The sequence below is a fragment of the Salinibacterium sp. CAN_S4 genome (assembly GCF_015752305.1).
Taxonomy (GTDB): Bacteria; Actinomycetota; Actinomycetes; order Actinomycetales; family Microbacteriaceae; genus Rhodoglobus.
Genome location: NZ_JADOVB010000005.1, coordinates 90,058 through 110,868, shown reverse-complemented (window position 1 = coordinate 110,868; position 20,811 = coordinate 90,058). Strand labels below are relative to the sequence as shown.

22 protein-coding genes and 1 tRNA gene are annotated in these 20,811 nt (G+C 65.2%); 9 read left to right on the top strand and 14 right to left on the bottom strand.

The window, feature by feature from the left end:
- Positions 1-96: 96 nt before the first annotated feature.
- Positions 97-172: transfer RNA gene (locus IWX81_RS12770), tRNA-Lys, on the bottom strand.
- Between the two features lie 93 nt (positions 173-265).
- On the opposite strand from IWX81_RS12770, the gene bcp reads away from it, so the two are divergent.
- Complete coding sequence (gene bcp / locus IWX81_RS12765) at positions 266-739, top strand: thioredoxin-dependent thiol peroxidase (protein WP_199281706.1); 474 nt, start codon at positions 266-268, stop codon at positions 737-739.
- Here the strand turns inward: bcp and IWX81_RS12760 are convergent.
- Both IWX81_RS12760 and IWX81_RS12755 read right to left on the bottom strand, forming a co-directional pair.
- The gene (locus tag IWX81_RS12760; RefSeq protein WP_199281705.1) at positions 736-1,563 is read right to left on the bottom strand and encodes a sulfurtransferase; all 828 of its coding nucleotides are present in this window, start codon (positions 1,561-1,563) and stop codon (positions 736-738) included. The two genes, bcp and IWX81_RS12760, sit on opposite strands and share 4 nt — an antisense overlap.
- Positions 1,564-1,591: 28 nt before the next feature.
- Positions 1,592-1,996 (bottom strand): hypothetical protein, encoded by a 405-nt coding sequence (locus IWX81_RS12755; RefSeq protein ID WP_199281704.1) that lies wholly within the window; start codon positions 1,994-1,996, stop codon positions 1,592-1,594.
- A gap of 232 nt (positions 1,997-2,228) precedes the next feature.
- On the opposite strand from IWX81_RS12755, the gene IWX81_RS12750 reads away from it, so the two are divergent.
- Positions 2,229-2,477 carry a WhiB family transcriptional regulator gene (locus IWX81_RS12750; RefSeq protein WP_179498346.1) on the top strand — a complete coding sequence of 83 codons (249 nt, stop codon included), beginning with the start codon at positions 2,229-2,231 and terminating at the stop codon, positions 2,475-2,477.
- 74 nt (positions 2,478-2,551) lie between these two features.
- Here IWX81_RS12750 and IWX81_RS12745 read toward each other — a convergent pair whose 3' ends face one another.
- Genes IWX81_RS12745 through IWX81_RS12735 form a run of 3 tightly spaced genes read right to left on the bottom strand, consistent with a single transcriptional unit; the run spans position 2,552 to position 5,921 of the window.
- Positions 2,552-4,048 (bottom strand): sensor histidine kinase, encoded by a 1,497-nt coding sequence (locus tag IWX81_RS12745; protein WP_199281703.1) that lies wholly within the window; start codon positions 4,046-4,048, stop codon positions 2,552-2,554.
- Between the two features lie 9 nt (positions 4,049-4,057).
- Positions 4,058-5,290, bottom strand: coding sequence for an AAA family ATPase (locus IWX81_RS12740; protein WP_199281702.1), 1,233 nt, complete (start codon positions 5,288-5,290; stop codon positions 4,058-4,060).
- A gap of 1 nt (position 5,291) precedes the next feature.
- Positions 5,292-5,921, bottom strand: coding sequence for a hypothetical protein (locus IWX81_RS12735; RefSeq protein ID WP_199281701.1), 630 nt, complete (start codon positions 5,919-5,921; stop codon positions 5,292-5,294).
- A 120-nt stretch (positions 5,922-6,041) separates the two neighbouring features.
- On the opposite strand from IWX81_RS12735, the gene IWX81_RS12730 reads away from it, so the two are divergent.
- The gene (locus IWX81_RS12730) at positions 6,042-6,323 is read left to right on the top strand and encodes a helix-turn-helix domain-containing protein (protein ID WP_199281700.1); all 282 of its coding nucleotides are present in this window, start codon (positions 6,042-6,044) and stop codon (positions 6,321-6,323) included.
- Positions 6,324-6,339: 16 nt separating this feature from the next.
- On the opposite strand, the gene IWX81_RS12725 is transcribed toward IWX81_RS12730, so the two are convergent.
- Positions 6,340-6,987 carry a hypothetical protein gene (locus IWX81_RS12725; protein WP_334594145.1) on the bottom strand — a complete coding sequence of 216 codons (648 nt, stop codon included), beginning with the start codon at positions 6,985-6,987 and terminating at the stop codon, positions 6,340-6,342.
- A 110-nt stretch (positions 6,988-7,097) separates the two neighbouring features.
- On the opposite strand from IWX81_RS12725, the gene IWX81_RS12720 reads away from it, so the two are divergent.
- Positions 7,098-7,577, top strand: a complete 480-nt coding sequence (locus IWX81_RS12720; RefSeq protein WP_334594143.1) for an Rv3235 family protein — start codon at positions 7,098-7,100, stop codon at positions 7,575-7,577.
- A gap of 19 nt (positions 7,578-7,596) precedes the next feature.
- Here the strand turns inward: IWX81_RS12720 and IWX81_RS12715 are convergent, their stop codons facing one another.
- Together IWX81_RS12715 and IWX81_RS12710 are read right to left on the bottom strand one after the other, a co-directional pair.
- Positions 7,597-8,592 (bottom strand): ribonucleotide-diphosphate reductase subunit beta, encoded by a 996-nt coding sequence (locus IWX81_RS12715; RefSeq protein WP_199281699.1) that lies wholly within the window; start codon positions 8,590-8,592, stop codon positions 7,597-7,599.
- Positions 8,593-8,768: 176 nt separating this feature from the next.
- On the bottom strand, positions 8,769-11,213 hold the full coding sequence (locus IWX81_RS12710) for a ribonucleoside-diphosphate reductase subunit alpha (protein WP_199281698.1): 2,445 nt from the start codon (positions 11,211-11,213) through the stop codon (positions 8,769-8,771).
- A 250-nt stretch (positions 11,214-11,463) separates the two neighbouring features.
- Here IWX81_RS12710 and IWX81_RS12705 point away from each other — a divergent pair, with 250 nt between their 5' ends.
- Positions 11,464-12,672: an MFS transporter gene (locus IWX81_RS12705; protein ID WP_199281697.1), complete on the top strand. Its 1,209-nt coding sequence runs from the start codon at positions 11,464-11,466 to the stop codon at positions 12,670-12,672.
- A 140-nt stretch (positions 12,673-12,812) separates the two neighbouring features.
- Complete coding sequence (locus IWX81_RS12700; protein WP_199281696.1) at positions 12,813-13,007, top strand: hypothetical protein; 195 nt, start codon at positions 12,813-12,815, stop codon at positions 13,005-13,007.
- A 44-nt stretch (positions 13,008-13,051) separates the two neighbouring features.
- On the opposite strand, the gene lhgO is transcribed toward IWX81_RS12700, so the two are convergent.
- Positions 13,052-14,284: an L-2-hydroxyglutarate oxidase gene (gene lhgO, locus IWX81_RS12695; RefSeq protein WP_334594140.1), complete on the bottom strand. Its 1,233-nt coding sequence runs from the start codon at positions 14,282-14,284 to the stop codon at positions 13,052-13,054.
- 129 nt (positions 14,285-14,413) lie between these two features.
- Here lhgO and IWX81_RS12690 point away from each other — a divergent pair, with 129 nt between their 5' ends.
- The 3 genes from IWX81_RS12690 to IWX81_RS12680 are packed head-to-tail and all read left to right on the top strand — an operon-like array spanning position 14,414 to position 17,337.
- The gene (locus IWX81_RS12690) at positions 14,414-15,025 is read left to right on the top strand and encodes an acyltransferase (RefSeq protein ID WP_334594137.1); all 612 of its coding nucleotides are present in this window, start codon (positions 14,414-14,416) and stop codon (positions 15,023-15,025) included.
- A gap of 21 nt (positions 15,026-15,046) precedes the next feature.
- Positions 15,047-16,336 (top strand): MFS transporter, encoded by a 1,290-nt coding sequence (locus tag IWX81_RS12685; protein ID WP_199281695.1) that lies wholly within the window; start codon positions 15,047-15,049, stop codon positions 16,334-16,336.
- Entirely contained in the window at positions 16,333-17,337 is a 1,005-nt protein-coding gene (locus tag IWX81_RS12680; RefSeq protein ID WP_334594135.1) for a TolB family protein, read from the top strand. The genes IWX81_RS12685 and IWX81_RS12680 overlap by 4 nt, the downstream gene beginning before the upstream one ends.
- A 10-nt stretch (positions 17,338-17,347) precedes the next feature.
- On the opposite strand, the gene IWX81_RS12675 is transcribed toward IWX81_RS12680, so the two are convergent.
- Genes IWX81_RS12675 through IWX81_RS12660 form a run of 4 tightly spaced genes read right to left on the bottom strand, consistent with a single transcriptional unit; the run spans position 17,348 to position 20,697 of the window.
- Positions 17,348-17,794, bottom strand: a complete 447-nt coding sequence (locus tag IWX81_RS12675; protein WP_199281694.1) for a VanZ family protein — start codon at positions 17,792-17,794, stop codon at positions 17,348-17,350.
- Positions 17,787-19,115 (bottom strand): O-antigen ligase family protein, encoded by a 1,329-nt coding sequence (locus tag IWX81_RS12670; protein ID WP_199281693.1) that lies wholly within the window; start codon positions 19,113-19,115, stop codon positions 17,787-17,789. Before IWX81_RS12670 ends, IWX81_RS12675 begins: the two co-directional genes overlap by 8 nt.
- Positions 19,116-19,132: 17 nt before the next feature.
- Positions 19,133-19,996, bottom strand: coding sequence for a hypothetical protein (locus tag IWX81_RS12665; RefSeq protein ID WP_199281692.1), 864 nt, complete (start codon positions 19,994-19,996; stop codon positions 19,133-19,135).
- Positions 19,993-20,697 (bottom strand): hypothetical protein, encoded by a 705-nt coding sequence (locus IWX81_RS12660; protein ID WP_199281691.1) that lies wholly within the window; start codon positions 20,695-20,697, stop codon positions 19,993-19,995. Before IWX81_RS12660 ends, IWX81_RS12665 begins: the two co-directional genes overlap by 4 nt.
- Positions 20,698-20,811: the final 114 nt, after the last annotated feature.

Here is a 20,811-nt window from a genome sequence, read left to right as displayed (position 1 = left end):
CAGCCAGCGGAGGGGTTCTGGAGGGGATGCCGTTTGCATCCCGATCAAGCAGAAAGCCCGGCGCGTCGCTCTTATGCGAGATACCGGGCTGTTGTGTGGTGCACCCCCCCGGACTTGAACCGGGAACCCACTGATTAAGAGTCAGTTGCTCTGCCAATTGAGCTAGAGGTGCCAGGCCCGAGAAACGAATCAACGGGCCGACGAACAAGATTAGCATGGCAGAAACGGGTGTACGAACCGTACGCCGAATCTGATGCGGAGAACCATGACCGACCGACTCGAATCCGGCGCCACCGCCCCGGCTTTCACCCTGCCCGACCAGACCGGCGCACCGGTTTCTCTGGCAGATTTCTCCGGCCAGAAGGTGATCCTCTACTTCTACCCCGAGGCCATGACCCCCGGATGCACCACCCAGGCCTGCGACTTCCGCGACAGCCTGAACTCACTGAAGTCGGCCGGGTACAGCGTGATCGGGGTCTCCCGCGACGCCCCGGACAAGCTCGCCACCTTCGCGCACGAAGACAACCTGAACTTCCCACTGCTGAGCGACCCCGACCTAACGGTCCACAACGCCTACGCGACCTGGGGCGAGAAGAACCTCTACGGCAAGACCGTCACGGGGGTCCTGCGCTCCACGTTCGTCATCGACGAGAGCGGCTCCATCACGCTGCCGCTCTACAACGTCAAGGCCACCGGCCATGTTGCTTCGCTGCGCAAGAAGCTCGGCATCGACAGCTAGCCGACTGCGACCGGGCGCTCCGGATGATTCGACCAGGCGCTCCACGAGCCGGGGAACAGTGCGGCATCCACCCCGGCGATCGCCAGCGCGAGCACGTCGTGGGCTGCGGTGATCCCTGAGCCGCAATACGCGCCAACCGGAGTGCCAGCGGTCACGCCCAGTGCCGCGTACCGCTCCGAGAGGGCGGATGGCGACAGGAACCGTCCCTCCGCGTCGACGTTGCCGGTGGACGGTGCGTTGACCGCACCGGGGATATGCCCGGCCCGGGGATCGATCGGCTCGACCTCTCCGCGGAACCTCTCGGGCGCCCTCGCGTCGAGCAGCACACCGCGCTCGGGGAACGCCGCGGCCTCGTCGATGGTGAGCACGGGAAGGTGCCCGGATTCGAGCACCACTATGCCGGCATCCGGAATCACGTCGCCCTCATCGAGCGCGTGCCCTGCGGCAACCCAGGCCGGCAGCACACCGTCGAGCAGGCGTACGTTCTCGAGCCCGGCCCAGCGCAGCAGCCACCACGCTCTCGCTGCGGCCATGCCCTTCAGGTCGTCATACACCACAACTGAGCTGTCAGGTCCGATCCCCCAGCGGCGCGCGGAGGCCTGCAGGTCAGCAATGTCGGGCAATGGATGCCGCCCCTCCCCGGGCTCGCCATGCCCGGCCAGTTCGCGGTCGAGGTCCACGAACACCGCACCGGGGATGTGGCCGGCGAGGTAGTTCTCCCTGCCATCGGAGCGGCCGAGCACCCACCGCACATCGAGCAGCACGGGCGGCGTCGGGCTGCCGAGCGCTGCCAGGAGGTCGGGGACGGAGATGAGCTGGGACATCGCGCTCCTGTGGTGGATGGTTCGAGGGCTACGGGCGGCGCACTGTCGCGGCCAGGACCGGCGCGGTGAACAACAGCACGAGGGCGGCGATGGCGGGGATGAGCAGCAGCCACCCGAGATCGGGGCGGGCGAATGCTCCCTGGAACGCGCCGATCGCGACGGCGATCTGGAGCACCTGAACCACGATTGTCGCTCCGCGAACCCACGGGCTTCCGCGCAGCACATTGATGCCGATGATGGCGAGCCACACGGCCGCGATGGTGGTGAGAACCGCAAGGGCGACCGCACTCGCGTACGAGTCGGGAGTGGCGATGATCAGCTCGATCACGAGGTACCCGGTGGCGACCGCCAGGAGGGTGCACTGGGCGAAAATCAACACGGCCAGAGCGATGACAAAGGGATGTCTCGCAGAGCCTCTTCGTACGTCACTCACAGTAAGGCCCCATATACAACCATTGATTTGCATCTACCGATATGAGAGTCTATATGAGGTTGATTTCCAGCTCTCAGTGTTGCGAGCGGGTCCCCCATTTCTACGAACCCGATAAGCCCGGGCCTGAGCAGTCGCTATGAAATCCCAGCCTTTTCGCGGCGGGGGATCTCTACACAACTGATGCAGGCCTGCCAGCGGGCCAGCCCCCCGCACGCACTGAAGGAGTACAACTATGGATTGGCGCGACAAAGCTGCTTGCCTCACAGCAGACCCAGAGCTTTTCTTCCCCGTCGGCAACACCGGCCCCGCCGTCGACCAGATCGACAAGGCAAAGGCCGTCTGCGGCCGCTGCTCGGTGACCGAGATGTGCCTCCAGTACGCCCTCGACACCTCACAGGACTCCGGCGTCTGGGGCGGCCTCAGTGAAGACGAGCGCCGCGCCCTCAAGCGTCGCGCAGCTCGCGCCCGCCGCGCCTCCTGACCTCGCTCGCGAACGTCGCCACCAAAAGTGGCGACGTTTCTGCGTGCGCTCCGGGTGGATGACCATGCCGCAGCTCAGCGTCGGTGGAGCCACGTCATCGGAACCTCGATCGTCACCTCGGTGCCGCTGCCCACGAGCGTGTGCCAGTCGATAGTGCCACCCAGTTCACCCTGAATGAGGGTGCGTACGATCTGAGTGCCGAGCCCGGAACCGACCTTGCCCTCGGCGAGTCCGACTCCGTTGTCCCGCACCTTCACGCTGAGCGTCTCGTCGGTGCGCTTGGCGACGATCTGCACCTCTCCGTCCTCACGGTCGGCGAGGCCGTGCTCGACGGCGTTGGTGACGAGTTCGGTGAGCGCGAGTGCCAGCGGCGTCGCATACTCGCTCCGCAGGTTGCCGAAACTGCCCTTCGAAATGGGGCGCACCGTGGTGCTGTGACTCGACGCCACCTCGGCGATCAGCATGAGCACACGGTCGAAGACCACATCGAAATCGACATCCTGCGTCAGCCCCTCCGAGAGAGTGTCGTGCACGACCGCGATGGCCGCCACTCGACGCATGGCCTGGCCGAGGGCATCGCGCGCCACGTCGGAGTGGGTTCGCCGCGCCTGGATCCTGAGCAGCGATGCCACCGTCTGCAAGTTGTTCTTTACCCGATGGTGGATCTCGCGGATCGTGGCATCCTTCGTGATGAGCTCACGCTCCTGGTGCCTCACCTCGGTCACATCGCGGCACAACACGATCGCGCCGACGCGCTCGCCGTGGTTGCGGATGGGGATCGCGCGCAACGACACAGTCACACCGCGCGCCTCGATGTCGGTACGCCACGGTGCACGACCGGTCACGACGAGCGGCAGGGATTCGTCCACGGTCAGCTGCCCGCTGATCAGCCCGGTCGTGACCTCGGCGAGCGACTCCGCCTCGAGCTCGTTGGGGAAACCTATGCGGTTGAAGGCGGACAGCGCGTTAGGGCTCGCGAAGGTCACCATGCCGTCGACATCGAGGCGGATGAGGCCATCGGATGCGCGCGGCGCACCCCTGCGCGGTCCGCTCGGCGCACCCAGGTCGGGGAAGTCGCCCGAGGCGATCATCGCGAACAGGTCGTTGGCGCACTCGTTGAACGTGAGTTCCTGGCGGCTCGGGGTGCGGGCCTCGCTCAGGTTGGTGTGACGGGTGATGACCGCGATCGGCAGGTCTGTCGTCTTATTGCCGGTGGGGCTCAATCGTCGCAGCACCGGCACAGCGCGCACTCGCGTCGGCGTCTCCTCGTACCAATCCGGAGCCGCCGTGTCGACGATGCTCGCGGAATGGAACGCTTCGTCGATCTGCGCCTTCCATTCCGTCTTCACCGCATGGCCGACGAAGTCTCGGTAGAAGAGGGTGGCCGAGCTGGACGGCCTGGCGTGAGCGACGGCGACGAAACTGCCATCTGCGCTCGGCACCCACAGCACGATGTCGGCGAACGCGAGGTCGGCCAGAAGCTGCCAGTCACCCACCAGCAGGTGCAGCCATTCGATGTCTTCCTCGCTCGCTCGTCCCTGGGCCTGCACGAGTTCACTGAGAGTCGACATGCTTTCAGGTTAGCCCGTGGCCCGGGCCAGCCTGAACCGGCTGCGCAGGCTCCGTGGTTGCGCCGGAGGTTCCGGCACGAGGCGCGACGAGACCATGGACCGGATCGCTGCACGGGCTGGCGATCGAGGCGCCGAATCCGCGAGAGTCCTGCCGCTCAGGATGGCCCCGTCCAGACCGGCCTGGTCATGCGGCACGAGCACGGGAGACTCGATCCCACCGAATCTCGACAGGGTCTGGGTCACCTGGGCGTGGGGATTCAAGCCGATGGCGGATGCCCGGATGCGGTTCATCACGACCGTCACGTCGTTCGTCGACGCCGTCTCGATGAGGTCGACGTGCGCGCGAAGGAATCTCGACAGTCCGACAGGGTCGGCCGAGCCCACCGCCACGATGCTGTCGGCCTCGCGCACGGCCGTCACCGCCGCCGCGTTACGACGCGGCGCGAAGAGGTCACTCGAGATCTCTTCGTCGTTCTCGAGGCTCGCACTCGTGTCGAGGATCGTGTAGTCCACCCAGGTGCGGCACTGGGCGATCGTGGCCGCCACCCGCTCCCCCGACAATTCGGGCCAGCGGCTCGGCCGGCCGATGCCGGTGAGCACCCAGAATCCGCCGAGCGTGGATTCGTAGCGCTGGGAGATGCGCTCGAGCTCCGACTGGGACAGGGTGTCGTTGCCCGCCAGTCGGCAGGCCGCTGCGAACCCTGGCGCCTCGTCGAGCATGCCGAGAGCAGGAGCGATGGATGCCCCGTGCGTGTCGACGTCGGCCAGCGCGACACTGTGCCCCATCGCCGCAAGCTCCGCCGCGATTCCTATGGCGATGGTCGTGCGGCCCGGTGAACCCGCCGGACCCCAGACCGCGATGACGGAGCCACGCTCGGCGCGTCGCTGCGGTGGGCTCGGCTCGCGGCCTGCGCCCGCGATCACCCTTTCGATCTCGAGCCAGGGGGACGCGGCATCCACCGCCTCGAAGACTCCCAGCGTCGCAGCGTGCCGACGACCGGCATCGTCAGCGGCCAGCGCGATGAGCCGCACCCCGGCCTCGTCACAGGATGCGAGCACCCTGTCGGTGAGATAGCGCGGTTCAGAGGCCGCGATGACGATATCGGGAGACACGGGCCCGACGAGGGACGCGAGCTCCAGCGCGCTGACCGTCCGCGCGACGACCTCGTGACCGTGCCGCACGGCGTCCTCAGCCATCCGGTCTTCCAGCGCGAGAGGCAGCGCGAGCGCGATGCGCGCCATCTCAACCCCGGCCGGGGATGGTCGCGGGCACGATCGACATCGCATCCGCATTGGACACCGCCTCCAGCACTCTGGCCACCCTGGCCTTGGGCACCAACACCTCGACCGCCACCGATTCGCCGCCGGCCATGATCGTGTCTGACTCCACGAGTCTCACCACCGTCGCGCCGGCCACGATCACTCCTGGTGGCCCGAACTCGCCGTTGGCGACCTCCTTCGACGACCACACGTCGACCGTCGAGCCCGATTCGATGGATGCCGCGAGCGCACCGTTCACGTCGAGCACGAGTGAGGTCAGCCGCAGTCCGCTCACGCTGCCGACGGCTGACGCGGGAATCAGCTCCCCCGCGTCGACTGCTCGCGTTACTACGAATCCGCCGTCCGGAACGTCTCCCGGCAGCAGATAGAGCGACCCGACTCCGGCAAGCCGCACGTTGCTGGTATCGACATCGTCGAGCGTGATGCGGTCTCCGGGCGTGAGGGTGGAGCGAGCGGAGTAGACCTGCACGGTCTCGTCGGCCGTCGACACGATGGCGACGACCGCAGCGACCGAACCGGCCACCAACACCAGTCCGATGAGCAGCCTCGGATCTACCGCGAATCCGTGACGCTGCCGTGAATGGGTCTTCATGGGCCTACTCCCTCGGCAACCGGCTGGCGCCTCGGGACTATGGTCGCGAGTGCGGGCTGTGCCGGGCGAAAGTTATCCACATGCCCACCACGGGCGCCACTTCGGTTTCATACTCGTTGCATGGATGACGCGACTTCGGCCGAGCGACTGGGGCGGTTCCTCACGCTCGGCGACACGGCCGAGCTGCTCAATATCTCGGCGAACCAGGCCTACGCGCTGGTGCGCTCGGGCGAACTGCCAGCCATCAAAGTGGGGGCGAGCGGGCAATGGCGCATCGAACGCAGCGTGCTGGAGTCATACATCGCCGCCATGTACGAGCAGACGAGGCGCATGAACCTCTGGAACCAGGCCGACTTCTCGAACCTCACCGAGGTCTCGTTCGGGCAGCCCAACGGCACCTGACCGGAACCGGCCTCTCCTACAGCCGTACCATCATGACGGAGCCGAGGGGCAGCAACCGCAGTTCTGTCACCGACGACGCCCGGCGTTGAGCGCCCGGTTCGTGCATCGCGAGGTCGAAATGGTCCTTGCCCACCCTGTCGATGGTTCCGTGCAGGGTGGCTGCCGGCGTGACGACATCGATGGCCCGGCGCCTCCGGCACAGGTCTCTCAGTACGAAAGTGAAGCCCAGCCGAGCCGAAAGCTCCGGATGCGCGGTGCCCTCGTTGTCCGCGAGACTCCCCCGCGCTCGTGCGGCCGGGATGCTCACGCTCAGCACCGAATACAACGGGATGATGCACTGGCGCTGTCGACGGGAGTCGTCGATTACATCGGCCGACAACCAGTCACGCCCGACGAGCACGGGACGCACCGAAATTCGTTCTCCATGGGCCAGGATCACCCCCAGGTGCAGCGTGTCTCCGGGGTGCACGGCGTTATGCAGGGCCACGAGACGGTCCCGCAGAGACAGCCTTCCCAGCCGCAGTCGTTCCTCCTCGGCGTCGACGTCGCTCTCCTCGACAGAGATCTCGCGCTCGAGCTGACTCTCGAGGTCGTCGAACAAGCTGTCCCAGCGCATGCCGGTGACGTTATCGACGTGGGCGCGGTCACCGCGGAGGTTATCCACAGCGTGAAAATGCCTATGGACACAAGCCCCCGCGTGCTGCTTTAGTATGCCTACCCCCGTACGGGGGTAGGACGATTCGCACTCCACAGGATTCATCGATTGGGGCAAGCGTGACCACAGCAGCACAGCCCGATGGCCTCGAGTCACCGACCGCACCGGAACCCGCAGCCGCGTCACAGCCGCTTCGAGCTGCCCGCCAGAGATTCGTTCCCGACGAGTTCTTCGGGCAGCAACCGAGCAGCACATCCTCGCTTCCCGACCCGTCTCCGCTTATCGAAAATCTCACCAGGGCGGTAATCGAAATCCTCGCCGGTGCACGCGATCTCGAGCAGATCTCCCGCTGGGTGACCGACGATGTGTATCGTCACGTGCTCAAGCGCGTCGTGCTCAGTGCGCGCGCCAGGCAAGCCACCGGTCGCGCCGCGACCAGGCCGCACTTCTCGATCGGCTCCATCTCGCAGTTCGAGCCACGCGATGGAGCGGTCGAGGCTGTCGTCATCGTGCACAACCGAGCGCGCACCAGGGCTGTCGCCCTCAGGCTCGAGGGTTTGGACAGCCGCTGGCGCGCGACGGCAATCAACGTTCTCTAGAGAACGGTTCTACAAGGGGTCAGGCCTTCGCTCCCACGGTTGCCGAAGCGTTCGACTCGTATGACGTGTTGGTCGACTCGAAGAAGTTCACCAGCTGGAGGGTGTCGTTGGCGGCAGCCATCCACTTGGCCGGGTTCGACACGTTGTAGTGGGCCTCGAAGCCGAGCTCCTCGAGTCGACGGTCGGCCAGGTACTTCACGTACTGGTTGATGTACGTGGCGTTCAGGCCGAGGATGCCGTTCGGGAGGAGGTCGCGGTTGTACTGCTCTTCCATCTCGACAGCATCCACGATCATCTGCTTGATCTCGGCCGCGAACTCCTCGGTCTGGAGGTCGGGGTTCTCTTCGAGCACCGTGAGAATCAGGTTGATGCCGAACTTGAGGTGCAGGCTCTCGTCACGCACGACCCAGTCCATGAGCGAACCGAAGTTGCGCAGCAGGTTGCGCTGGCGGAAGCTCAGGGCGACCATGAAGCCCGAGTAGAACCAGACGCCCTCGAGGATGACGTTGTACGCAACGAGGTTGCGCACGAAGTCCTTCTTGCCCTCTGTGGTGTTGATGTCGAGGGTCTGCTCGGTCATGCGGCGGATGTACTTGAGCTCGAACTCCTCCTTGCGGGCCATCGACGGGATGTCGACGTGGGAGTTGTATGCGGCCTCGCGGTCGATCGGGAAGGTCTCGAGCACGTACTCGAAGCTCATGCAGTGGTTTGCTTCTTCCCACATCTGCTTCGCGAGGTACAGCGAGCACTCGGCGGCCGAAACGTAGGGGTACACGCCGAAGGCGAGAGCCTTGTTGACGAGCAGCTCGTTCGGGTTGAAGTAGCTCATCAGAAAGGTGACGGCGTGGCGCTCTTCATCCGTCATCTTCTTGAAGTCGGCGATGTCTTCCCCGAGCTGGATCTCGTTCGGGAACCACGTGTTGGCAACGGCCTGGTCGTACAGGTCCATGGCCCACTGGTACTTGATTGGCTTGAGCAGAAGGCCGTCCTGAAGGCCTGTTCCGAGAATTCCCATGATGCTTTCCTTAATCCTTTACTGGCAGCTGTCGCATTGAAGGTCGTCCATCGGATCGACCGGTACGTAGTATTCGTCGAGTGAAGCGGTGGGCCATGGCAGCACAGCTGCCCCGGCGCTGGCACGGTCTGCGGCCTGCTGAGATTGCTGCGCAATCTCCATAGTTCCAGCGCGCATCAGGCACCCGCCTTGGGTGCCAGGCCGCCGAACCCTCGGCGGGCCGGGGCCGACGACGGAGCAGACTGCGCTGCGCCTCCCGCCGGTGCCGCGTTCGAAGCCACGATGTCTTCGGACTTATTGACCTTGACCGTCGACTGCTCGGCGGTGTGGCGCGGCTTCATGTGCAGGTAATAAGTGGTCTTCACGCCGCGCTCCCACGCCGCGAAGTAGATGTCCATCATGTCGCCGAGGTCTCGCGTCTCGAGGTACATGTTGCGGCTGATGGCCTGGTCGATCCACTTCTGGGCGCGAGCGGCAACCTCAAGGAAGGAGTACGGCGACAGCTGGAAGCTGGTCTTGTAGACGGCCTTGAGGTTGTCGGGGATCGATGCGATGTTCTGGATGTCGCCCTGGCTGCGAAGGATCGCCTCGCGAGTGGACTCCCAGATTCCAAGCTTCTGCAGGTCGACCACGAGGTTGCGGTTGACTTCGAGGAACTTCCCGTTCGAGGTGGAACGGCTGAAGATCTGCGAGAACTGCGGGTCGAGGCCCGGGGTGGTGCCGGCGACAAGACCAATGGATGCGGTCGGTGCGATCGCCATGAGCGTCGCGTTGCGCATTCCCCCCTTGACCTTGAGGCGCAGGGCGTCCCAGTCCAGGCGGGTCTTGCGGTTGACCTTGATCTCCATGCCGCGGTCGGCTTCGGTGAGCGCGATCGAGTCGAGCGGGACCAGTCCCTGTGCCCAGCGGCTGCCCTCGAAGTTCGCGTATGCACCACGCTCCTTCGCGAGCTCGGTGGATGCGTCGATGGCGGCGTACGAGACGTGCTCCATGATCTCGTCGATCAGGTCATAGGCCTCTTCGCTCTCGTAGCTGATGCCGAGCTGCTCGATGACGTCGGTGAAGCCCATCACGCCGAGTCCGACGGCACGGTTCTCCCGGTTCGAGAAGTCGGCCTCTGCCACGCTCGAGCGGGTGATATCGATGAGGTTGTCGAGCTGGCGGACGGCCAGTCGTGCACTCTCGGCGATCTTGGTGAAGTCGAGCTTGCCCGCATCGTCGAGGTGGCGCGCGAGGTTGATCGACGCGAGGTTGCAGACAGACACGTTGTCTTCGTCCTGCGGCAGCGTGATCTCGGTGCAGAGGTTGGAGAGGTGGATCGTGCCCGTGTTGTTGTTGAGCGCACGGTTGTTGATCGTGTCTTTCCAGGTCAGCCACGGGTGGCTGGTGGTCTGCAGGGAGATGAGGATCGACTTGAACTGCTCTCGGGCGGTGATCTTCTTGAACATGCGCATCTGGCCGGCTTCGGCCATCGCGACATACTCGCTGTACCGAGCCGAGAACGCCTTGCCATACAACTCGTTGAGGTCGGTGACCTCGAGCGGGTCAAAGAGGTACCAGTCATCGTCGTTCTGCACGCGCTTCATGAACTCGTCGCTGATCCAGACCGCGGTGTTGGCGGTGCGGGTGCGGCGGTACGGGTCGCCTGAGTTGTTGCGGAGTTCGAGGAACTCCGGGAAGTCCATGTGCCAGTTCTCCATGTAGAAGCACAGGGCCCCGAACTTCTTGCCACCGCGGCTGACCGCGCGCAGGATCGAGTCGATGGTGTGCATGAACGGGATCGGGCCGGTCGATGACGTGTTGTTCGAGCGGATGGGCGAACCCTGGGCGCGGAGCTTGGTGACCGAAAGCCCGATTCCGCCTGTGCCCTTGGTCAGCCACATGACATCGCGGGTGGTCTTCGCGATGTGCTCCATGTCATCCTGCATCTCCATGACGAAGCAGTTGGCGAGCTGGGGGTACACGGTGCCGGCATTGACGAGGGTCGAGCCCGCCGCGAGGTACTCGAGGGTCGACATCTTGTTGTAGAAGGCAAGCGCTGCCTGGGTGGGGTCGGCCTCGTTGAGCGAGAGCCCCATGGCGATACGCATCCAGAAGTACTGGGGAACCTCGAGCGCGTCGCCGTTGCGGCCCTTGATGCCGTAGCGGTTGTTGAGGGTGACGACACCGATGTACTTCAGCAGTTCGTCGTGTGCAGGCTCGAGCTGGGTCGACAGGAACTCGAGGTCGAACATCTCGACGAGTCGTGAATCGAGCAGTCCCTCGTCGACGCCGCGGGTGACGTTGGCGACGAAGTGCTGCTGGTGCAGGTTCTTGAGTTCGGTCGAGGTCTCGTAGTCGCCGAGCACGCGCTTGTAGATCGTCTTGAGAAGCAGTCGCGCTGCGACGACGTCGAATGCAGGGTCGTCTTTGACGTTCTGCAGGGCGACCTGGATGACCGCTTCGTCGAGCTGCTGGGTCGATATGCCGTCGAACAGGGTCAGTTCGAGCTCCGAGGCGATCTGCGTCACCCAGGTGATGTTGTCGTCAAGGCCAACCGTTGCGGCTTCGATCGCGAGGTTGATCTTGTTCGCGTCATATGGCTCCCGCTCGCCACTGCGCTTAACGACTGTAATTCCCACAAAAATCTCCCTTGGATGCTCTCACTACCGGGCTTGACGCCCGAAAAACAATGACTTACCGCGACCCCCGGCCAGGCGGTGTAATCACTATATATCGTGCCACCGACATCACACCAACACCATATCTAGTGGGCGTGTCGTCCACAGGTGTGTATAACTTCGGCGACTTATGCACACCCTGTGCACTGCGGCGGCAGAGCATGCCTGCCGCCCCAAAACAGGCTTCTCGCGGCACTAAGCTTGTGCTCTTGTGAAGAGCTACCTTGACCTGTTGAGAACGCCCGGAGTGGCGCGCATCATCGCCGCACAACTCACGGCGCGATTCCCCAGTGGCATGCTCTCCCTCGCGTACCTGCTCCACGTCGAGCACATCTTCAACTCCTACGGCGCGGCCGGGCTCGTCCTCGCCGCCACGAGCATCGGGCAGGCCATCGCCGGCCCGCTGACCAGCCGGTGGATGGGCGCGTGGGGCATGCGTCCCGTGCTGATTCTCACGACAGCGGTGGCCGCGACATCCATGGGCATCGTCGCCTTCGTCGCCATGCCGCTCGTCGGCTACATGATCGTCGGATTCCTCGGCGGCCTCAGCCAGCCGCCCGTGCAGCCGGCCGTGCGCACCATCTACCCCAAGATGGTGAACTCCCGGCAGCTGACTCCTCTGTTCTCGCTGGATGCCTCGGCCCAGGAGATCATCTGGGTCGCCGCCCCCGTGCTTGTGACGTTCGTCTCCATCCAGGTCTCGACGGTGCTCGGAATCGTCGTGGCGATGGTCTTCCTGGTCGGAGGCGGCGCGTGGTTCATCTCGAGCCCCGAAGTGGGACGCGTTCGCATCCCGCGCAGCAAGCGCAAGCTCGGCGTCGTGCTGAGCCGACCGCCGGTGCTGCTCGCCACGGTCGTCGGCTTCCTGCTCGTCGGCTCCTGCGCCGCCATCGAGACCGGCGTCGTCGCACAGTTCGGAGAAAACGGGCCGCAGGCTGGAATCATGCTCGCGTTCTGGGCACTGTCGTCCCTCGCTGGGGGGCTCGCCCTCGGCCACGTGCCCGTCGGGCCGTGGGCACTGGCTCGCCGCATGGCCGTCGTCTTCGTGGGATGCACGCTCGCCCTCTTCGCCTGGGACTTCTGGTCACTCGCGTTCGCCCTTCTCATCGCCGGCCTGTGCATTGCCCCGGCCCTCGCCGTGATGTTCGCCATAGTCTCGGCGAGCGTCAAGTTCAGTGACACGGCCGAAGCGTACGGCTGGGTCGGCACCGGGCAGTTGATCGGGGCCGCGATCGGCTCGGCCGTCGCGGGGTTCCTCATCGACGCGAACGGCTCCATCGGTGGCTTCATTACTGCCGCCGTCTTCGCAGCACTCGGCTTCCTCGTTCCGTTGGTGTTCCGGCGAGCGCATCCGGACCTTCGAGGCAAGGATGCGAGCCCCATCGCCGATACCGAACCGGTGGCCGTCCAGCCCAGCTGAGCCGCCCCTGGCCCCGCCCTGCCGAGGAGTGTCGCAAGATAGAGGTGACGGTGATCAGTACGACGCCGCCCGACACTGTGCCATCCACGACCACTGTGCCATCCACGACCACTGTGCCATCCACGACCAGGGAGCAAGACATGACCACTTCGCAGGGAGTAGCCGATAAGGCGATCGCGCTGGGCTTCGACACCGTCACCACCGTCCAGCACGTGGCGGGCGACATCGCCCTCGCGATCTCGGATACCTACCGTTTGAAGCCCCTGAAGTTCTGGGTCGTCGCCGGTGCCGTTGCCATCGCGGTGCTCACGACCGTGGCTGTCGCACGGCGCTGAACCAGGCGGGACTGAGGCGCGAGTCCGCCTCCCGCTTCGCGCCCTCAGGCCCTGGTGAGCATCCGTTCGGCGATCATCCGCCCGATCGGAATCGACGAGGTGGCCGCTGGGGACGGCGCGTTGCCGACGTGGATCTGACGCTGCGTGCTCTCGAACTGGAAGTCCTCGATGAAGGTTCCGTCGCGGCGCACCGCCTGTGCACGGATGCCCGCCGAACGTGAGCCGAGATCCTTCATCGTCAACGAGGATGCGTACTTGCGGCACTCCTGCAGGTAACCGGACTTGAGAAGCGAGTTCTTCATCTCGATGACCGCGGGGCGCAAATTCTTCGACGCCATCTTCCAGAAACCGCCGTACGTCGCGAAATCCAGCACGTCCGCTGGCCGCACCGAGCCACGAGGGTACCCCTCACGAGCCCAGCCCAGCACTGCATTAGGTCCGACCGTGACGCGACCATCGATGGTCGGGCTGATGTGCACGCCGAGGAAGGGCATCGAGGGATCCGGCACAGGATAGATGAGATGGCTCACGAAATCGTTGCGCCCAGGGGGAAGTTCGAAGTACTCGCCGCGGAACGGGACGATCCTGAAATCGATGTCGATCCCGGCGATCCCGGCGATGCGATCAGCCTGGAGGCCCGCGCAGGCCACCAGGCGCCTTGCCGCCCACTCGCCACCGTCTGACGTGCGCACGCGAACCGCGCCGCCATCTATTCCGTCTTCCTCGACAATCGAGGTCACTTCGGCGTTGAAGCGCACTGTGACACCGGCCGCCACGAGCTCATCCGCCATGACGGATGCCATGCGGCGGTAGTCGACGATGCCGGTCGTGGGCGACAGGAGAGCATCCACTCCCTGCACGTTCGGTTCCCGTTCGGCAAGGCCCGCGGCCCCGATCCGCTCGACGACGATCCGGTTCTCGATCGAGCGGCGCTCGAGGTCGTCGAGCCTGGCGCGAGCTGTCTCGTCGGTGGCCACGATGATCTTGCCGACGAGCGAATAGGGGATGTCGTATCGTTCGCAGAATTCGACAGTCTCGATGCGCCCCTGGCGGCAGAGTTCGGCTTTCAAAGAACCCGGCGCGTAGTAGATGCCGGCGTGGATCACGCCCGAGTTGTGGCCGGTCTGTCCAGTGGCAACATCCGACGCCTTTTCCAGCACGGTGATGCGCGCAGCGGGGATCTTTTCGAGGATGGCGCGAGCAGTGGCCAGCCCGACGAGACCGGCGCCGATGACCAGATAATCGTCCATCTCGCGCCGCACCTTCCGTGACGTCACCCGATCGGGAGTCTTCCCCGTGCAGGGGAGTGCGAATACGCTACCATTCATGCACTCTGCGGTGGTCGACGGATTTTCCCGCACCGACGACCGCTGAAAACCGAGCTCCGCCACCCCGACAGGCAGATCGTGTCAACCGAACCCGCCCCGCGAATCGCCGCTACCGCACAGGTGGACGACGGCGCGCGCGTCGAACCCGGTGCGGTCGTCTGGGAGCTCGCCCACGTGCGGGAAAACGCTGTCATCGGCGCGGGATCGAGCCTCGGTCGGGGTGCCTACGTGGGTCCAGGCGTTGTGCTGGGTCGCAACTGCAAGATCCAGAACTACGCACTTCTCTACGAACCAGCGATTCTCGAGGACGGGGTCTTCGTGGGTCCCGCCGTGGTTTTCACCAATGACCTCTACCCCCGGGCGATCAACCCCGACGGCTCTCGCAAATCCGGAGACGACTGGCACGCCGTCGGCGTCACAGTGCGAACCGGAGCAGCCATCGGGGCGCGCTCGGTCTGTGTGGCTCCGGTGGAGATCGGCGAATGGGCGCTCGTCGCCGCTGGCGCGACCGTGATCCGGGACGTTCCGGCCTTCGCTCTCGTAGCCGGAAGCCCTGCCAGGCGCATCGGCTGGGTCGGTCACGCAGGCGCCAGGCTGGTTCAGGATGGCGACGCATTCCGCTGCCCGATGACCGGCGCGATGTTCCGCGAAGATGATGGACAACTCTTTCCCGTCGAGTCCGGCTCCTGACCGTCCCGAGCCGCTTCCGCCGTGTACATCTCCCTGACCAATACGCCCGGTGATCCCGAGGGAACGCCGAAGGGGCCGAAGGCCGCCAACCGCGTGTCGTCAGTGGTGATCTCGCTCGGAATCGTCAGCATGCTGACCGACATCTCGTCCGAGTCGGTGTCTGCGATCCTCCCCCTCTACGTGACGGGTGTGCTCGGGCTGTCGACCGTCGCCTATGGCATCCTCGACGGGCTGTACCAGGGGGTCAGCGCCATTGTCCGCATCGGCGGTGGCTGGGTCGCCGACCTCGGAGACCAGCCGAAATGGGTGGCGTTTTTCGGATACGCGCTGTCGGCGGTGGCCCGCATCGGGTTGCTGTTCGCATCGAGCTTCGGAGCACTGACAGCGGTGCTGACGGCTGACAGGCTGGGCAAGGGCATCCGCACGGCACCCAGGGACTCGCTCATCACCGCGGCCTCACAGCCGCAGAATCTCGCGGCATCCTTCGGAATGCATCGAGCGCTGGACAACACCGGAGCCGCCATCGGACCGCTGCTCGCATTCGTCATCCTGTCTATCATCCCGAACGGTTTCAGCACAGTGTTCGTGGTCTCGGTGACTTTCGCTCTCGTGGGCGTGGCGGTACTGGGGATCATCGTTCCCAACCGACGCTCGAAGTCTGCCGCTCGCGGCACGGAAGACCCAGCGGAAGCCACCGCGGAACCACGCGGAGAACGTCGTCGGGGTCGCTGGCGCGAGTTGAACAATCCCGGGCTGAAGCGCCTGCTCATCGTCGCCGGGATGCTCGGCCTGCTCACGATCGGCGACGGATTCATCTACCTCGTGCTGCAGAGCAGAAGTTCGTTTGCCGCACAGTTCTTCCCGCTGCTGTACGTCGGCACGAATGTCGCGTTCCTCGCATTCGCCGTCCCGATCGGCCGCCTCGCCGATCGCTTCGGACGGGCGCGTACCTTCGTGCTCGGCCACGGTCTGCTGCTTGCCGCATACGTGTCGGCCGCGCTTCCCATCACGGGTGCCGCGATCACGATCGTGTGTCTCGTATTGCTTGGTGCTTATTACGCGGCCACCGATGGGATCCTGGCTGTGCTGGCCACCCAGTTCACGACCTCGGAGACCCGGGCGACCGCGATCGCCGCCGCACAGACCGTTGTCGCCATCGCGCGGTTCATCTCCGCGGCCGGCTTTGGAATCCTGTGGTTCGCTATCGGGCGCGAGTGGTCGATGGTGCTGGTGTCGATCGGCATTGCCATCGCGATCCCGATCGTTGCGGTCATCCTGCGCGGCGCCCGGCAGTACAGGGCGGACGTATGACCAGCCGGCAGCGCGTCGTCCTCCTCAGTGCGATCTCGGCCATCGCACTGGTCGTCATGATCGTGTTCGGTGCCCATGCCTACCTGCAGTCGCAGGCGCAGCGCGCCGCTCCGAGCTCGGTCGAGGCGACGCCGGTCACGAGCTTCACGGGGCCGCGCATCGAATTCAGGAACACCGCAGCCGGTGCAGACTACGGGAAGGTCGCGAGCGTGGCGCTGGATGATCCGTCCGGTGCCCGTTCGGTGTCCCCCCTGTTGTGCGACAGGGTGTACTCGACAGCCACGCTCACGATGTGCCTCACGACGGAGGCCGGGATCGTGACGACATGGACCGCGAAGCAGACCGGCGCCCAGGAGCAGAGCTGGGCCCTGCCGGGGGTACCGAGCCGCACGAGGATCTCGGCCGACTCGCAACTCGTGGCAGAAACATCCTTCGTGACCGGAGTCTCGTATGCCGCCGTGGGCTTCGCCACTGAGACGATCATTGCTACCGCGGCGGGCGAGAGCTACGGCAACATCGAGCGGTTCACCCTCCTGGTGGATGGCGTGCAGGTGACCGCCGCCGATCGCAATATCTGGGGCGTGACGTTCACGGATGACGACCGGCACTTCTACGCGACAGCGGCGAGCGGAGGCTCGACCTGGCTTGTGCGTGGAGATCTCGTCGAACGCACCCTCACTTCCATCCACAATGACGGGGAGTGCCCGTCGCTGTCGCCGGATGGAACGAGGATCGCCTTCAAGAAGAACGGAGGCTCCTTCACTGCCCCCGACTGGCACATCGCTGTTCTCGACCTCGAGACCATGGTCGAAACCATCGTCTCGGTCGAGCACAGCGTCGACGACCAGGTCGAGTGGCTCGACGACTCCACACTGCTCTACGGGCTCCCCCGGCCCGACGTGGTGGGTGACAGCGACATCTGGCGTGTGCCCGCCGACGGAGCTGGCGCTCCAACGGTCTTCATCGAGCACGCCTGGTCACCCTCGGTCGTGCGACGGTAGACGGCAAGACCTAGGGGCGGCCGGACTGGCGGGCAACCCGTGAAGCCCGCCTGTGGCTGACCCGCCAGTGCCGGATCAGCCAGACGACCATCGCGCCGATGACAGCGCCGATCATGTTGGCTATCACATCCCGCACCGTGGCTTGCCGGAAGGGAATGACGAGCTGCGCCAGTTCGACCCCGACCGACACGAGGATACTGGCGATCACGCCCACTGCAGGGCGACGGAACTGCAGCGTCAGCAGCACCCCGAGCGGTACGAAGAGCACGATGTTCGCCGAGAATTCGATCCATCCTGAGCCGAACAACGTGCGGTAAGAGTCGCCCATCAGGTCGCGTATGGAGGCGATGACGTCGCCGTACGAGACCGGCGCAAGCAGAACGACCAGCGCCGCGACGGCGTAGAGGATGAGCCCGGCGGCTAACCACCGGCGCGAGCGCGCCGGTCGGTCATCCATGATCGGCGAACGATTCGCCGTGGGCGACAGAGCGCATCGCCGCGGCCATACCCGCCATGAAGAAGAGCAGCCCGCCAGAGATGGTGAACGACAGCCCGTCGAAGAAGATCATCAGCACCGCGATCGTGATCATGGATGCCGCGATCGCCCTGCTCATCGCCTTCGTGCTGGCCACGGGCGACCTCCGGCTCGCCCAGTACGCGCTTCCGATGGCGATCGTCACGAACATCGCAAAGCTCACTACTCCGATGACGCCCAGTTCCACGAGCACGAGCACCCAGGCGTTGTCGAAGATGTAGTACCTCGGCAGGAAGGTTCCGAATCCCTGGCCGAGCAGCGGCGATGAGGAGATGAATTCGGGGACACGGGCCAGGCCATCCACCCTCGACTGCGTGCTGGGGTCGTCTGACGCGCCGGCGAACAGCCCCACGATGGTTCCCAGAAGTCCTGGCACCACCGCGAGCACGACGAGGGACAGGATGCCGCCACCCACGCCGATCACCCAGCGGAAGGTGACAGGAACGGCAGGAAGAGAGAAGATCACGGCCACCGCGAGTCCGATGATCGCCGATCGCGACACGGCGATCACCGAGGCTATCGTGATCACCGCCACGGCTACCCACCACCATCCCTGGTTGCGCGAGAGCCGAGCGCGGAATCCGCCGCTGACGGCTGCGGTGACAGCCAGCGGCAGGCTGGCCACGACGGGGACCGCGTACTCCAGCGGATGAATAGCCGTTCCTGACGCGCGGGTGAATGAACCCCGGGTCGCGGCGTCGGCCAGATCGACGGTCAACCCGGGAATGCTCGCCGTCCAGTCCAGGAGGGTCTGTCCCGTGATGAACTGCGCAAGCCCTAGTGTCGCCAGGGCCGCGCCGCCGATCGCGAGCCGTCGCACCAGCCTGGCGGCGTCCGAGTGAGTGCGGATGCCATCCATGACGACGAAGAACACCCCGGCCCACGACGCGAGCCGAATCAGGGCTGTCACGGCCGGGCTGACCTGGTCTCCTGGCTGACCCCGCAACATGGCGGCGGCGAAGCTGATCAGAGCGACGATCGCGAACGCGGCGAAAGCGTAGCGCAGGGGTTGCGGGATCGACCGGTCGTCGTCCGTTCGGGTCTGGAGCCTCGTCAGAATCCACCAGAAAAGCAGGACGAGCCCCCACAGCAGCGACGGGCGCCCGAGGCTTCCCAGCTGGCTGATGGACACGAAGGAGGGCCAGGCCAGCAGAAGCACGATGTAGACGGTCACCATCGTGGATGCGGTGATACCACGCCCACGCGTCGTGACCCGGCGACCGATGGCAGCGACGGGTCGCATACTCTGGCCGCCGACGCTCATCCGGCCGGGGCCTCGTCCGAATGCACGGGAAGCTCACGGCTCGCGTGGGTGTCAGTCTTATGCGCAAGCCCGACCCCTGAGCGGTCGCGCCCGGCTACTCTGCTTCGCCCGGATCGGAAGAGCCTTGGTCCGGCGCTCCTGCGTTCCCGATCGTCGGAATCCGGGGTGGTCGAGGGTGGGTCGGGGACACCATCCGGCTCTTCAGGTTCGTCCTCCGCTTCGCCGTCCGCGTCGGAGCGGGTGCTCTTCCGTTCTCGGGCCGGAGAGCGGCGAGACAGGCCGTCCAGCAGACTCGCGAGGAGGATGGTGAGCACCGCGATCCCGGCGCCGACGCCGACGGTCGCAACGAGACGATTGCGCTGTTGCAGCGTGCTCGACTGGTCCTGGGTGAGGGTAGAGATGGTGATGCGATCGACGACCCTCACATTCTGATCGCTCTGCAGTCGTTCGAGGATGCCGGCAGATCGGGAAAGGATGTCGGTGAGAGCTCCTTCCGCGTCGGCATCGCTTTTCGCTGTCACCGTGATCAGGATGATCGGACCGGACGTGCTCGGATCTTTCGAAGCCGCAATCTCTGCGCCGGGGTATTTGTCCACTACCTCCCCGGCCGCTTCGTCGGCGTTGAGGGAGCGCACCAGAACGTCAGCGGACTGCGTGAGCCCGCCGAGAAAGAGGTAGGGGTTCGTGGCGCCCTCCGGGATCGTCCCCTGGCCCGGCAGCAGCAGCTGAGTGGCCGTCCGCTCGAAATCCGGCTTGATCGAGGTGAACGCGACGACCGCGAGCACGGCGGCGATCAGCAGCCCGGGAATGACGATGTACCACCGCCGCACCAGCCCCCGCAGCGTATCTGCCAGATTCATGCGGTGATGCCTCCCCGGGTCGTCGGTGATGGCTGGGACCGTTCTCGCCGGCCGGCTGCCGAGTAGCGGCGGATCACGAGGTCGAGTGCGACCGCTGCCCCGATGCCCAGAATGGATGCCGCGAGCGCGAGCGCACCGAACGCGAAGATCTCGGACGAGCGCGACGGGACTATCTCATCGATGCGGGTACTCGTCGGTTCCACAGTGCCCGTGATGCGGTTCTCACTACTGGGTACGGCCAGACTCTGCTGGGCGCCAGCCACCTCGGCAATCTGGCTGAGGAGCTGCTGCTGCCTCGCCTCCACCCATTCCCGGGTGGGACCGACGATCTGGATCTCGATCGTCGCAGACGGGAAGATCGCCATCCACTGGTTTCCTTCATTGCGCAGAGAGACGAGCACCCCCTCGCGGACCCCGGCGCCGTAGTACGGCGCGTCGGCCGATGAGTAGTTCGCCACCGGCTTGCCTCGATTGATTTCGCTCGCGATGGCCCCGGCGAAAGCGATCACGCTGGAATCGTTGCTGCCGTTATTGGCCATCAGGGTCGTCGTCGCTGGGAGGGTGAACGTCACTGCGGTCCTCGTGGTGAAGGTGCCGCCGTCTCGATACAGGGTGAGGGCCAGGAACGCCATCGCCGCTAGAACCAGCACGAGCACGTACCAGCGCCGAAATGAGGCGTGGGCGATGTCGCGCACTGTCATACGTCCCCTTCCCCCACTGGAGACTTCACGGGGATTGCGAGTCGAGTATACTCATCTCGCCCCGAAGCCTCACCCCCATTGATGACGAGGTGCCGCATCGTAATCTCCCTGCAG